The organism is Planctomyces sp. SH-PL14 (assembly GCF_001610835.1).
Classification (GTDB): Bacteria; Planctomycetota; Planctomycetia; order Planctomycetales; family Planctomycetaceae; genus Planctomyces_A.
The window spans coordinates 3,656,528-3,670,858 of sequence record NZ_CP011270.1; the positions used below are offsets into that span (position 1 = coordinate 3,656,528).

Here is a 14,331-nt window from a genome sequence, read left to right on the forward strand (position 1 = left end):
CACCGAAAACGTGTGCTACGATGATCTTCGAGGCCCCCTCCGGCGGGCAAGCCCTGGTAAATCGAAGAGCTTCGCGTCCCGCGTCCGCGCGCTCTTTTTCCTCTCGATTTCATTCTGACACCATGTCGCTTCGATGCTCCGTCTTCATCGCCGTCAGCCTCGATGGGTTCATCTCCCGGAAAGACGGCAGCATCGACTGGCTCGACAAGGCGAACCTCACGGTCCCTTCGGGGGAGGACTTCGGCTACCACGCGTTCTTCGGGACTGTCGACGCGCTCGTCATGGGGCGGGGGACGTTCGACACGGTCATCGCCTTCCCGGAGTGGTTCTATAAGGAGAAGCCGGTCATCGTCCTCAGCAAGACGATGGCCGCGCTCCCGGCGGCGGCTCCCTCCACGGTGAGCCTGTCGGGGGAGGCTCCGGAGGAACTCGTGGCGCGGCTGGCCAAGGAGGGGATGACCCGTCTCTACATCGACGGGGGGCTGACGATCCAGTCGTTCCTGGCGGCGGGGCTGATCGACGACTTTACGATTACGACGATTCCGGTCGTGATCGGCAGTGGTCGTCCACTGTTCAGCGACTCCGGCACCGAGCAGTGGCTGGAGCATGTCTCGACGCAGGCCTACCCGTGCGGCTTCGTCCAGAGCCGCTACCGGGTTTTGCGACCGTCTTAGACAACCAAGCCCATTCCACCTGGGTCCAGGGGCACCCTGGTGGGGAGTGCAGAGGGGCCTGTGTTGTTCTTTTGGCCCTTTGCCCGCCGGAGGCTTGGCCGTCGAGAGATGTCTGAAGGAGTCCGTGTCCAAACGCGGACACCATGCCGTATGCCCCCTCACCAACCCGCGGGGATTCCAAAGCGGGCGTCCGTTGCTTACCACGGTTCCTCATAGAAGTGCCTCCGGCGGCAAGGGGTTGCCCCCTTGACCCCAGTGGCCGTCGCATGATGGGCTTGAGCAAACAGAGCTGTGCCGGCGAGGCCGCGGTTCGAGCTTGCGCGCCGCCCCTCAGTTCTGACCCCTCTCATCCCCCAGCCCCGCGACATACTCCGCCAGAGCCTCCTGCCACGAACGCAGCGTCAGCCCGGTCGCTTCCTCGATCCTCGAGCACTCCAGCGCACTGAACGCGGGACGTCGTGCAGGCGTGGGATATTCGGCGGTCTCGATCGGCACGACGGGAGTCGCGAGGCCGGCCAGCCGAATCGCTTCATCGGCGACCGCATACCAGGAGCACTCGCCGGAATTCGTGGCGTGATAGAGACCGTACGCCGCCGTCGGCAACAGCGCCGCGGTGATCCGGGCAACGTCGCGGGTGAAGGTCGGCGTGCAGATCTGATCCGCCACCACCCGGACCTCCGGACGCTCCCTGGCCAACCGGAGCATCGTCTTGACGAAGTTCCCCTTAGCCTTCGTGGCCGCCTGCCCGTAGAGCCCGCAGGTGCGGATCACGAAGTGCCGCGGACAGTGCATCCGGACAAGGTGCTCGCCCGCCAGCTTGGAGGCCCCGTAGACGTTCACGGGAGCGGGGACCGAGCTCTCGAGCCAGCCCCGGCGAAGGAGCGAGACCTCGCCGCCAAAGACGTAGTCGGTGCTGAAATGGACCAGCGTCCAGTCCTTGGCTCCGCACAAGCGGGCCAGGTTACGGGCCCCGAGGGCGTTCACCGCAAAGGCCCGCTCCGGCTCCGACTCCGCCTTGTCGACAAGGTTGTAGGCGGCCGTGTTGATGACGACGTCCGGACGGATCCCGTCCAGGACCGTCGCCACCGCGTCGGGCTGTGTGATATCGAGATCGGCGCGGGTCAGCGGAACGAGATCGGGGAACAGCGGGGCGAGGTCCGTCGCCAGTTGCCCCCCTGCTCCAATGAGTGCCACGCGCATGTCGGCAGACCCTCAAGACCAGGGGAGCCTCGGAACCGCCGTCACTTCTTCCCGCCGAACAGGTCGATGCCGAGGACGAACAGCATCAGGCTAACGATGAAGATCAGCCCGATGTACGTCGCCCCGATCACAATCCGTTCGCTCGGCTTGCGTCCCGTGATCCCCTCGTACAGCAGGAACAGCATGTGTCCGCCGTCGAGGAGGGGGATCGGAAGGAAGTTGATGACCGCCAGGTTCACGCTGATGAGGCCGAGGAACTTGATGAAGTGGATCAGGCTGTCTTCGGCGACCGAGTAGCCGATCTTGGCAATCCCCACAGGACCGCTGAGCTTGAACAGCGACAGGTCTCCGCGGATCAGGGCCCCCAGGGTGCGGAAGACTTCCATGATCCGCTTGCGGGTCTCGCGGGCGCCGAGCTCGATCGACTCGCCGACCGTTTCCCCCTTGAGGAGGAACATTTCGGGGAGCCGTCCCCCCAGGCCCCGCATCGTCGGGAGGAACCAGTCCGGCTCGCTGGCGGGCTCGAGCGTGACGGCGGTCTTCTCGCCCGTCTCGGTCCGGACCGTCAGCCGCACCTTGCGGGAAGACGCCGCATCCTGCATCAGCCAGAAGGCCGAGGGAATCCGGGTCCCGTCGCCGTTCTTGAGGGCCACCTTCTCTTCGCCGCCGAGCAGGTCGTTGCGGGAACCTTCGACCGGCAGGAAGACGATCTCGTCGATGCTCTGCTTTTCCTTGATCCCCGCCTTGGCGGCCGGGCTGTCCGGCGCCACGGAGAGAATCTTGGGGAGGATCTGGCAGGCCAGCCCGAGGGCGGGAATGCTCAGCGGGTCCCCCTCCCCGGTCTTGTCTCCCTCGCCCGGAGGTTCGCTCCAGGGGGCGAAGTCCTCGGGAACAATCTGCAGCTCGATGGTTTCCGGCGGACCGCCGCTCGGCTCGCGGCTGATCGTCAGCGCGACTGGCTGGCCGTGGTGGTCGGAGAAGTAGTCCGGGAGGCGGAAGGGATCGATCTCGGAGCCGACGATCTGGCCGTCGACCTTCGTGATCCGGTCCCCCTTCTGGATCCCGGCCTTCGTGGCGGGAGAATTCAGCCGGACGGCGCCGACCTTGCCGATGTCGAGGCGGATCCCGAGGGTCCGGAAGTTCATCGGCTTGAGGGTCAGGGTCTCTTCGGCCTTGGAGTCCCCGCGGCGGACGGTCACCGCCAGCGTCTCACCCCGCTGCTGGCGGAGGACGCGGTTCAGGTCGTTCGCCGTCTTCAGCGGCGTCCCGGAGATCGAGACGATCGTGTCGCCCGGCTTGAAACCCGCCTCGTCGGCCGGGGAGCCGGGGTTCGTGAGCGAGTCCTTGCTCCCCTCGCGGAGGCGGCCGAGCTCGAGGCCCGGCGCGAATCCCATTCCGAGGAGCCGGTTGTAGCCGTTCCAGTGCGGCTCGGCGGTGAACTCGAACCGCTGGCCGTCCGCATGCGTGCCGATGACGTGGAGCGGTCCGTGGCCGAGGAGGGTCTCCTTGAGGATGTCCTCGAACTCGATCGTCTTCTGGTCGTTGATCGAATAGATCGTGTCCCCTTCGCGGACGCCGTTGACCCAGGCGGGGAGCCCGGTCTGCACGTAGCCGATGCGGGGAGGGATGGAGTCGTGACCGGCGCCGAAGACGATGGCGAAGAACATCGTCCCGGTGATGATGTTCATGATGACGCCGGCGGAGATGATCGCCATCCGCTGCCAGACGTTCTTGGCGGTGTAGGACCGCGGATCGACCGCCTTGTCGGCGTCGGTCATTTCGCTGGGGTCGATGTCATCCTGCCCCAGCATCTTGACGTAGCCGCCAAAGGGGATGGCGGAGAGGGCGTACTCGGTCTCGCCGTACTTCTTCTTCAGCAGAATGGGGCCGAACCCGATGCTGAACCGCTCGACGAGAACGTTGCACCACTTGGCGACCGCAAAGTGGCCGAGCTCGTGAAAGAAGATCACGAGGCCGAGCCCGATGGCGACCGTCAGGATGGTGATGAGCTTTTCAGGAGCCAGGATCAGGCTCAGGGCGAACACTTCCAACGGAACATCTCCTCTCGTGCCCAGGCATCGAGCCGCAGGAGCTCTTCCAGTGTGGGCGACGGGCTATACGAATGGGCGTTCAGGATGTCCCGGCAGGCGCGGGCGATGTCCGTGAAGGCCAGTTCCCTTTTCAGAAACCGGTCGACGGCCGCTTCATTGGCGGCGTTGAGGACGGCTCCGCAGGTCCCCCCGCGGCGGGCGACTTCAAATCCCAGCGCGAGAGCAGGGAATCTTTGCAGATCGGGCGGTTCGAAGTGAAGACCGAACGATTTCGTCAGGTCGAGCCGGGGGCTGACCCCTTCCCACCGCTCCGGCCACGTGAGGGCGTACTGGATCGGGAGCTTCATGTCGGGCGGGGAGAGCTGCGCCAGGACCGATCCATCCCGGTACTCGACCATGGAGTGGACGACCGACTGCGGGTGGACGACGACGTCGATCTCGTCGGCCGAGAGGTCGAACAGCCAGCGGGCCTCGATGACTTCGAGGGCCTTGTTCATCATCGTCGCCGAGTCGACGGTGATCTTGGGGCCCATGTTCCAGGTCGGATGGGCGAGGGCGTCTTCGCGGGTCGCCGTCCTGATTTTTTCCAGGGGCCAGGTGCGGAACGGTCCGCCGCTGGCAGTGAGGATGACGCGTTTCACGTCCTGCCGGCGGCCGCATTCGAGGGCCTGGAAGACGGCATTGTGCTCGCTGTCGACGGGGAGGAGTTTGCGAGGGGGGCAGGTCCCCGGGGGAACCGCGGCCGAGGCCGGGGCGTTCACGAGGCCCATGACGAGCGGCCCGGCGACGACGAGGGTCTCCTTGTTCGCCAGAGCGACCGGTTTTCCCGCTTCGAGGGCGGCGATCGTTCCGCGGAGGCCGGCGGCGCCGACGATCCCGGAGAGGACGATGTCCGCCTCGGCCATGGCGGCGATGCGGGCGACGGCGTCGGGGCCGAATTCGAGGATTGTTTCGCGGGGGAAAGCGCCGGCGGGGACCTGGGAGCGTTGGGATTCGTCGCTGAGGGCGGCCCGGAGGGGGCGGAATTCCTGGCAGGCCTTGGCGAGGTCTTCCCAGCGGGCGTGGGCGGTCATCCCGACGATGGCGAGCTTGTCGGGATGCGCGCGAACCACTGCCTGACAGCTCACTCCGATCGAGCCGGTCGCTCCCAGGACAGCAATCCGTTTCATGGTGAATCCAAGCAGGCCGAGGCCCCCATCCGTGGGGAAACGACCGATTCTAGGTAGCGAGGCGGAATGACACAAGTTGTTGTGAGGTGGATGGATGCTTCGGAGCGGAGGAGGATCGTGACGCCCGATCCCGGCCCTTCGAACCCCGTCCTCGCCGGCACGACTCCCGTAGCTCAAACCCAACGTGCCACGGCCGCTAGGGTCAAGGGGCCAGAAAACGACACAGGCCCCCTTGCCGCCGGAGGCACTTCCCTGAGGAACCGTGGGACACAACGGGCGTCCGCTTTGTGGAACACTCCCTGCTCGTTCTGAGATCCCCGCGGGTTGGTGAGGGGGCATCCGGCACGGTGTCCGCGCTTGGACACGTGCTCCTTCAGACAGTTTCCGACGGCCAGGCCTCCGGCGGGCAATGGGCATTCTGCCCCCTGCACCCCCTGACCAGGGTGCCCCTGGACCCGGTAGGTGGCAGCTTTGACGCTGGTCGCCAGAGGAACATGTTCCAGCTATGGTGCGGGCCGTGCCCCCCGATCGTCACCCGACCGACTCAATGGACGCCGCTCGCCCATGACCATCGCCCACCACGCCCGCCTCCAGTCCTCGGACGCCGAAATCCGCTTTCAGTTCGCCGCTCCCCAGGGAGGAATCACCGGGACACGCCTCCTCAACGGCTCCTCAGCCGGAATCGACCTCGTCGAACTCGACACCGGCGCTCTCAAAGTCTGGGTCATCCCCACCCGCGGCATGGGGATCTGGCGAGCCGAACTCAACGGCATCCCGGTCGAATGGAAATCTCCGGTCCGCCAACTCGTCCACCCGCGGCTCGTCAACCTCCAGGCCCGCAACGGCCTCGGATGGCTCGACGGATTCAACGAGCTGATGTGCCGCTGCGGCCTCTCGTCCAACGGCCCGCCGGGCGGAGACACCGGAGCCCGCAGCCCGATCGAGTCCGACCTGACCCTCCACGGCCGGATCGCCAACACCCCCGCCCACGACGTCGACGTCCGCATCGAAGGCGACCGGCTGATCTGCGAAGGGACCGTCTCCGAATCGACGCTCTTCGGCCCGCAACTCCACCTGCGGACCCGGATCGAAGCGACGCTCGGCTCACAGACGTTCGAAGTGATCGACGAGATCACCAACAGCGGCTCGACCGTCACGGAGCTGGAACTGCTCTATCACACAAACATCGGCCGGCCGTTCCTGGAAGAAGGCTCGACGATCACCATCCCCCACCGCCAGGTCGTTCCGCGGGATGCCCGAGCCGCCGAAGGGATCGACACCTACCCCACCTGCCTCGGTCCGACCGCCGGCTACGCGGAACAAGCCTACTTCTACGAACCGATCGCCGGCCACGACGGACGGACGATGGCGCTCCTCCGGAACGCCGCGGGGGACCGGGGCTTCTCGGTCGACTTCGCGCTGTCGGAGCTGCCGCACTTCGTCGTCTGGAAATGCACGCAGCCGGAAGCGGATGGGTACGTCGTCGGCCTGGAGCCCGCCACGAACTTCCCCAATCACAAAGGCTTCGAGCGGACGAACGGCCGCGTGATCGCCCTCTCGCCGGGGGCCACGCACCGGACGAGCCTCAAGTACGGCGTCTACGGCTCCGCCGACTCGGTCCGCCGCGTCGAGCAGTCGATCGCCGCGATCCAGGGCTCGACGACGCCGATCGTCCACCGCACCCCGCAGCGGGGATGGTCCGCAGCGGGGGAATAGGCCGAAGGTTGAAGAGACTGCCGTCGCCTACTTCGTCGTCAGGCTGAAGGGGAATTCGTTCTTCCCCGACTCCTTCACTTCGATCGTCAGCTCGGTCTTCGCGTTGTACTTCGCCGGAACCGCCTCCTGGTAAACGTTGGAGGGGTTCTCCGCGCTGACGGGGTCGCCCTGGATCCCGCCGTATTTCCCCTGCTTGTCGGAGACCATCTGCATCGAGCTGATCGAGACCTTCTTCGCGCCGATCGTCGACTGGACGACGTACTCCCCCTTCCGGATCTCACCGGCATAGGACTGCTGAACGCCGGCCGGATCGCTGAAGACGATCTGCCCCTCGGAGACCGGCGTTCCGTCGAGAGTCACGACGCCGCTGACCGGAACCTTGAGCGGCCCCGACTTCCGGCTGCAGCCGGTCAGGGCCAGCGCGACACACACTCCGGCGAGCATCACTCGCACACCTGCCCCGGTCCGCCCAGCCATCGCGTCGCTCTCCTGTTCCGATGTTCGTCGATCGTGGTGGAAGGGGCGCCGTCCATTCTCCGTCCGCACCGGTGCCGCCGCCCGCCCCAGGCGGCAGCCCAAGGCATCTCAGAAGTCCCCGATCCGCTCCTGGCCGGCCCGCGTCGCGATCCCTTTCCAGAGCGAGAGGTCGATGTTCTCGGAGACAAAGCGGGTCGCACCGTCGGCCAGCAGGACGTTCACGCCCCCCTCATGCATGCTGCGGGCATGGACCCCCGCGTCCGTCCCGGTCCCGCCGACCGTCACGCACGGAGCGAGGGCGTAGGTCGTCGTCAGGCAGGTGTGGACTCGCTCGGCAACGCTCGAGTTCGGGTTCTGCGCGGCGTTGAACACGGGCCCGCCCCAGTAGCCGTTCCAGTACTGTCCGGCCCCGCCGTACTCGAGGCCCGAGCCGCGGGAGAGCCCCTCGCTCCCCATCATGGTGTTGCTCGTGCCGTCGACGACATCACGGATGCGGGTCGCCGATTGAAAGTAGAACATGCCGTTCTGCGGGCCGACGTGGCTGGCGGCCCCGTAGGTCCCCAGCGTCGTCGAGCCGCTGCACATGACGTAGCTCCCCTTGAAGCCGTCCGCATGGCTGGGGCCGATGATCGATCCCGAGTTCGGATCGGAGGGGCACATGAAGCTGGCGACCTTCAGCCGGCGAAGGGCTTCCGGAGCGCGGTAGATCTCGTTGTCGCCGCCGACGGGAGTCCCGGCGGACATCATCTGGCCGAGTTGCAGGTAGATATTCCGCTGGTCGATATACGGGAGGGTCTGGTGGAACCAACCGCTCCCGCGGGCCCCGCGGCCGCCGGTCGAGGAGTAGTCGAGCCCGGCGAAGATCCCGCACGGGAAGACGTCGAAGGTCTCGTGGTAGCTGTGCATCGCCACCCCGATCTGCTTGAGGTTGTTCTTGCACTGCGTCTGCCGGGCCGCCTCCCGGGCCTGCTGGACCGCGGGAAGGAGGATCGCGACCAGGACGGCGATGATCGCGATGACCACCAGCAGTTCGATCAGCGTGAATCCGCGGCGGGATAGACGTGGCGTCGCCATACGTGCCTCGCTTGCTTCAAAAGGGACAGCCCTGCGGCCTCGCAGGGAAACAAACGGTCTCTGCGTCGTGCCGACTCAACTTCTCCCGCGTTCCGGCGGGGCGTCCTCGTCTCCCGCGAGCGGTCGGCGGGAGCCGCGAATGTGCAGCAGCATCCGCTCGGAGGCGAGCTCCGCCCGGCGGCCCTGAAGTGCTTCCAGAATCGATTCGTGTTCTCCGGCGATCATCACCTGCCGCTGGATCGCTCCCGCTTCGACGTTGGACCGCACCTGTGCCAGGAGGCGGAGCGTCGAGGTCAGGTTCATGACGAGCGGGTTGGCGGCGGCGGCCAGGATGATCCCGTGGAAATCCTGTTCCTCGCGGACCAGGCGGGGCATGAAGCGGTGGCGGCCCTCAACCGTTTCGATATGGGTGACCTTCTCCGCCAGCTCGCGGAACCGTTCGCAGATCCTCTCGAGTTGACTCAGCTGCTTGGCCGTGAGGCGGGTGGCGGCGCGTCCGGCGGCATAGGGTTCGATCAGCTCGCGGACGTCGCAGAGGTTGGCGTATTCGTCGGCCGAGAGTTCGCGGACGTAGGTCCCGCTCTGGGGGCGCCGTTCGACGAGTCCTTCGCTTTCGAGTTGCCCGAGGGCCTGCTGGACGAGCGCGGGGCTGACGCCGATCTCCTCGGCCAGCCGCCGCCGCGAGAGCTTCGTTCCGGGAGCGACCGCCGCGCCCGTGAGCTTGTCGCGGATGTACTCGTAGGTGGACTCGAGTTGTGTGACGACGGTCACAGGACGATCCCTTCCGCAGAGTGACGAATCGATGGGACCCGGTGAGCGCGATGGTCAGTCATGCAACTGACGGACCGCTCATCATGTTTTCATTGACGACGAAGAATTGGTGGCGAGGAACGGATTCGCCGCGAGATGGCGGCGCGCAATGCGAACGAGGACGAAGCGAGAGGGGCTTCGTTGGGAACTGGGACGACTTGAGCGAGAGAAAACGGGCGGACAACCGCCTTAGGACGGGACGATCGGAAACTGGGTAGCCGCAACAGGATTGACGGGTCTTCGGGCAGAGTTGCCCACGGCCTCATCAGGAGACCGTCAATCTGGATATCCAGTTTGCGCACGCCCGCGCAATAAGTCAACGACATTCCGATGGGGTGGATTCTCAAAGAATCGGGTCCAGGGGCACCCTGGTGGGGGATGCAAGGGGGCAACGCCCTTTTGCCCGCCGGAGGCCTGGCCGTTGAGAGATTATCTGAAGGAGCGCGTGTCCAAGCGCGGACAACGTGCCGGATGCCCCCCCCACCTAACCCGCGGGGGTTGTTAAGCAAGCGGTGTGGATTGAGGGAGTCCTCATAGCCGGCTCCACAAAGCGGACGCCCGTTGTGTCCCACGGTTCCTCACAGGAGTGCCTCCGGCGGCAAGGGGGCGTGGCCCCCTTGACCCCAGACTGCCGTGGCACGTTGGGTTTGAGCTACCAACGCTGCGCCGGCAAGAACGCTACCCTCCCGACACCGGCACCGCGGGCTCCTCAGAACGCTCTGCCGCCCGCTCGGGAACACCCGCGAAAATCGGCTCGAACAGCGGCCGCAGATAGAGCGCCCCCGTCGCCGTCAAATGGTTCGAGTCGTAATACAACGACCGCCCATGGTCATGCGCCAGCGACCGCCCCTGCGCGTCAGACAGATACCGCCGCGGCTCCAGCACCTTCGCCCCCAGCGACGCGGTCGAATCGATCGCCGCCCCATACGCCACCAGGTCACGCTCAAAGTCCTCGAACGCGCCGACCCCGATCTGAGCCCCCGCCGCCCCGGCCGCTCCTGCCCCCGCGTCCGTCTCTCCCGCCGCCGACAGCCGCGCCAGCTTTTGCGGAACCGACAGCGTGTAAACCGGAACCTGCTTCATGATCCAGACCGTCGCCCCCGCCTCCTGCAACGCCTTCACGGTCCGGGCAAAGTACTCCGGCATCTCGGGACGCTCCCGGAGATGCGGAGCCAGCCCCTCCACATGCGAGCTCCAGAAACAGGCCAGCACCACGTGCGGGACCCGGTGCCGCCGCACGTACTCCAGGACCTCCTGGTTGAACTTCGGACACTCGTCGAGCAGCGAGTAGATCGAGCGGCTCGCAAACCCCAGCAGCGGCGCCGTCCCGGGATACGTCGCGGCCACACACCGCTTGTGATGCGCCTCGGCCAGCGCCTGAAGCGCCGGCGCGATCGAGCCCGCATGACTGTCTCCCCAGAGCAGACAATGAACCGGATCGGCCGGACTCCCACCCCCCAGCTCGAACAGCCGGTCGCTCCGGACCGCGTCAATCGACACCGGGTAGAACAAGGGAAAGTCGCGGGCCCCCTCGTTGTAGCGGAGCGACGCCTCCGAGAACCGCTGCGGATACCCATCCGACCGCGTCCCCTGGAAACCAAGCGTGAACATCACGACGAGCGCCGCCGCCCCGAAGGCGAGAATCCCCCGACGACGCGGAAACACGATCCGCCGCCGGAACGGCGTCTCGACGAGATACCACGAGGCGATCGCCAGAATCACGCTCACCGCCAGGATCACCCCCCGTTCCACCGCCGTCGGCTCGCGGTAATGCGCCATCCGGGCAAACACGAGCAGCGGCCAGTGCCACAGATAGAGGGAGTACGAAATCAGCCCGATCCCCCGCAGCAGCGGCCACGACAACCACCGGGCGACCGCCGCTGGCCGCGGGGCCAACTCCGCCTCCGCCGAAGACCGGCCAGGCTTTCCCGCCCAGATCACCACCGCGGCCCCCAGACAGGGAAGGAGCGCCGCCACGCCGGGGAACCGCGTCTCCTTGTCGAAGAAGAGAACCGCCGCCGCGATCGCCAGGAGGCCGGCAAATCCGACGACGTTCCTGAGCCCGGTCCGCGAAGCCGCAGCCGCGGGGACATACAGGATCAGCGAGCCGATCAGGAGCTCCCAGGCCCGCGAATAGATCATGTAGTAGTTGATGTTGGGACGGGCATACGACTCGAAGACACACGCGCCGAACGAAAGGACCGTCGCGACCACCAGCCCCGGCAGGATCCACGACCGGCGGAATCGCGCCGCCACCATCAGCGCCAGGGGGAGCACGATGTAGAACTGCTCTTCCACCGCCAGCGACCAGAGATGGAGCAGCGGCGTCGCCTCGGCGGTCGGCTGGAAGTAGCCGGTCTTCAGGCAGAACCACATGTTGGACAGCATCACCGCCTGCGCCGCGACCGATCCGCAGAAGTCCTGAAACTCCTGCGGCAGCAGCCAGTACCAGGCCAGGACCGACGACGTCGCCAGGACGACCAGCAGCGGAGGCATGATCCGGCGGACCCGCCGCTCCCAGAACTGGGTCAGCGAGAACGTCCCCGCGTCCAAGTCCTTGAGGATCAGCCCCGTGATGAGATAGCCGGAGATGACAAAGAAGACGTCGACCCCCACGAACCCGCCCGGCAGACCGAACCCGGCGTGGAACAGGAGAACCGGCAGGACCGCGACGGCGCGAAGCCCGTCGATGTCGGGACGATAATCCGGCGATGGGGTCATGAACCGTGGGAACTCCGGAAAAACACCGCGGCCGGCGCCGACGGTCACAAGCCGGCTCCGGGACGGAAATGGCCCGTGGTGACCGACTCACCGGAACGGACGCCGCCGCAAATCAGGAGCCGGACGGCGCCTGGAGTGCGTTCGCGTCGCGCGTCGGCGACCCGTCGCCGACCGGGACGGGAGCCTCCGCTGTCTGCGGACTCCCCGGCGAGACGACCGCCTGCGAGTCGACCAGTTGCTCGGGCGCGGTGAAGACCGGCTCGAACAGCGGACGAAGCAACAGGGCGCCGGCGGGACTGAGATGGTTCGTATCGGCGTACAGGGACTCGCCCCCGAAATGCCCCGGGATGTTCCCTTCGGCATCGGCCAGGAACGGTCGCGGCTCCAGGACCTTCGCCCCGAGCGCCGTCATCGACTCGATCAGCTCGTGGTAGGCGACCCGTCCCCGGTTGTGATCTTCAAACGCCGTGACCCCCTGAGCGTTGATCAGCCCCGCCTGGCACATCCGGGCCAGCTTCTGCGGGACCGACAACGTGTAGACCGGAACCTGCTTCAGGATCCAGACGTTCGCCCCGGTCTCCCGCAGGGCGGTCACTGTCCGGAGCATGTCGCGCGAGAACTCGGGCAACTCGCAGTACTGCTGGTCGACCGTCTGGGCATAGGCTCCCCAGTAGCAGATGAGAATCACGTTCTGAACGCGATGCCGGCGGGCGAAGTCGACAACCCCCCGGCTGAACTCCGGGCACTTCTCCATGAACGAGTAAGGGGACTGGCTGACGAAATCCAAGAGCGGCGGAGTCGCGGGATGGGTCGCCGTCACGCAGCGTTTCTGATGAGTCTCGGCGAGCGACTGGAAGACCGAGCGGAGCGAGCCCGCGTGGCTGTCCCCCCAGACGAGACAGTGGATCGGATCCGTCGGACCTCCGCCGCCGAGATCGTCGAGCTGATCCTTCTGGACCTGTTCGATCGAGACGAAGCCGGTATTCGGCATCTGGTGGACGCTGGCCCCATAACGGAGCGACGCCTCCGAGAACCGCTGCGGGTAACCGTCGGACCACGTCCCCTGGTATCCGAGGGTGAACATCAGCGCCAGGGACGCCGCTCCGAAGGCCAGAATCCCGGCCCGGCCAGGCAGAACGATCCGCCGCCGGAACGGAGTCTCGACGACATACCACGAGGCGATCGCCAGGACGAAGCTCACCCCCACGACGACCAGGCGATCGAGCGCGGACGGCTCCCGGTAGTGGGCCATCCGGGTAAAGACGAGCAGCGGCCAGTGCCACAGGTAGAGCGAGTACGAAATCAGTCCGATCGCCCGCAGCAGCCGCCACGACAGCCAGCGGACGACCAGGGCCGTTGGCGGCGGCGTTCCGTCCTCTTGCCGTGACCGGTCCGGCTTGCCGGCCCAGATCAGCGCCGCCGCCCCCAGACAGGGGAGCAGTGCCGGGATGCCGGGAAAGCGCGTCTCGCTGTTGAAGAGAGCGATCGACGCCCCAATCGCCAGGAGTCCCGCAAAGCCGACCGCGCTCCGGAGCCGGGTCCGCGACGCGGCCGCCGGAGGGACATACAGGACCAGCGAACCGACAAGCAGCTCCCAGGCCCGCGAATAGATCATGTAGTAGTTGATATTCGGACGCGTGTAGGACTCGAACACGCACGCGGCGAAGGAGAGGACTGTCGCGACGACCAGGCCCGGCAGGATCCACGACCGGCAGAAGCGGGCTGCCGCCATGAGGGCCAGCGGCAGGACGAGGTAGAACTGCTCTTCGACCGCCAGCGACCAGAGATTCAGCAGCGGAGTCGCCTCTCCGGTCGGCTGGAAGTAGCCGGTCTTCAGGCAGAACCACATGTTGGAGAGCATGACCGCCTGCGCGGCGACCGATGCGCAGAAGTCTTGGAACTCGTTGGGAAGCAGGATGTTCCAGGCGATCACCGAGCAGACCGCCAGCATGACGAGCAGCGGCGGCATGATCCGGCGGACCCGCCGCTCCCAGAACTGGGTCAGCGAGAACGTCCCCGCGTCCAGATCCTTGAGGATCAGCCCCGTGATGAGGTAGCCCGAGATCACGAAGAAGATGTCGACGCCGACGAACCCGCCGGGGAAACCGAACCCGGCGTGAAACAGGACGACCGGCAGGACCGCCACAGCCCTCAATCCGTCGATGTCGGGGCGATAGTCCGGCGATTGCGACATGGGCGGAGACGACTTCCCATCGAACCCTGCGACCGGCAACGCAGGATGGCTGCGAACACCCTCCCTAGAGCAGTTCCACGAACGTGTGGCGTCCTCGGCCGCAGTCCCTGAGATGAACCGCAAGGTTCCATGCCCAGGCCACCTGCGCACCAGCCCCGGATCGGACCTGGCAGTGCCGTGCCCGATTCTCAGCCGGTGGGGGGACCGTCGGCAAGAACTTTTCGCAGACCAGAGAAACCCTGGGT

10 protein-coding genes are annotated in these 14,331 nt (G+C 66.4%); 2 read left to right on the forward strand and 8 right to left on the reverse strand.

Going from position 1 to position 14,331, the window contains the following annotated elements; translation table 11 throughout:
• Positions 1-122 precede the first annotated feature (122 nt).
• A complete protein-coding gene (locus tag VT03_RS14185; RefSeq protein ID WP_075093578.1) occupies positions 123-674 on the forward strand; it encodes a dihydrofolate reductase family protein in 552 nt (183 codons plus the stop codon).
• Positions 675-1,004: 330 nt separating this feature from the next.
• Here the strand turns inward: VT03_RS14185 and rfbD are convergent, their stop codons facing one another.
• Genes rfbD through dxr form a run of 3 tightly spaced genes read right to left on the reverse strand, consistent with a single transcriptional unit; the run spans position 1,005 to position 5,094 of the window.
• Positions 1,005-1,874: a dTDP-4-dehydrorhamnose reductase gene (gene rfbD, locus VT03_RS14190; protein ID WP_075093579.1), complete on the reverse strand. Its 870-nt coding sequence runs from the start codon at positions 1,872-1,874 to the stop codon at positions 1,005-1,007.
• A gap of 41 nt (positions 1,875-1,915) precedes the next feature.
• Positions 1,916-3,919 (reverse strand): RIP metalloprotease RseP, encoded by a 2,004-nt coding sequence (gene rseP, locus VT03_RS14195; RefSeq protein ID WP_231870684.1) that lies wholly within the window; start codon positions 3,917-3,919, stop codon positions 1,916-1,918.
• Positions 3,907-5,094, reverse strand: a complete 1,188-nt coding sequence (dxr, locus tag VT03_RS14200) for a 1-deoxy-D-xylulose-5-phosphate reductoisomerase (protein WP_075093581.1) — start codon at positions 5,092-5,094, stop codon at positions 3,907-3,909. The genes rseP and dxr overlap by 13 nt, the downstream gene beginning before the upstream one ends.
• A gap of 564 nt (positions 5,095-5,658) precedes the next feature.
• Between dxr and VT03_RS14205 the strand changes: the two genes are divergently transcribed.
• Complete coding sequence (locus VT03_RS14205; protein WP_075093582.1) at positions 5,659-6,810, forward strand: aldose 1-epimerase family protein; 1,152 nt, start codon at positions 5,659-5,661, stop codon at positions 6,808-6,810.
• A gap of 27 nt (positions 6,811-6,837) precedes the next feature.
• On the opposite strand, the gene VT03_RS14210 is transcribed toward VT03_RS14205, so the two are convergent.
• The 5 genes from VT03_RS14210 to VT03_RS14230 form a co-directional block, all read right to left on the reverse strand.
• Positions 6,838-7,287 carry a hypothetical protein gene (locus tag VT03_RS14210; RefSeq protein WP_156514487.1) on the reverse strand — a complete coding sequence of 150 codons (450 nt, stop codon included), beginning with the start codon at positions 7,285-7,287 and terminating at the stop codon, positions 6,838-6,840.
• Between the two features lie 108 nt (positions 7,288-7,395).
• Positions 7,396-8,361 (reverse strand): DUF1559 domain-containing protein, encoded by a 966-nt coding sequence (locus tag VT03_RS14215; RefSeq protein ID WP_075093584.1) that lies wholly within the window; start codon positions 8,359-8,361, stop codon positions 7,396-7,398.
• A 75-nt stretch (positions 8,362-8,436) separates the two neighbouring features.
• Positions 8,437-9,132, reverse strand: coding sequence for a GntR family transcriptional regulator (locus tag VT03_RS14220; RefSeq protein ID WP_075093585.1), 696 nt, complete (start codon positions 9,130-9,132; stop codon positions 8,437-8,439).
• Positions 9,133-9,849: 717 nt separating this feature from the next.
• Positions 9,850-11,892: an acyltransferase family protein gene (locus VT03_RS14225; RefSeq protein WP_156514488.1), complete on the reverse strand. Its 2,043-nt coding sequence runs from the start codon at positions 11,890-11,892 to the stop codon at positions 9,850-9,852.
• A gap of 112 nt (positions 11,893-12,004) precedes the next feature.
• The gene (locus VT03_RS14230; protein WP_075093587.1) at positions 12,005-14,086 is read right to left on the reverse strand and encodes an acyltransferase family protein; all 2,082 of its coding nucleotides are present in this window, start codon (positions 14,084-14,086) and stop codon (positions 12,005-12,007) included.
• Positions 14,087-14,331 lie beyond the last annotated feature (245 nt).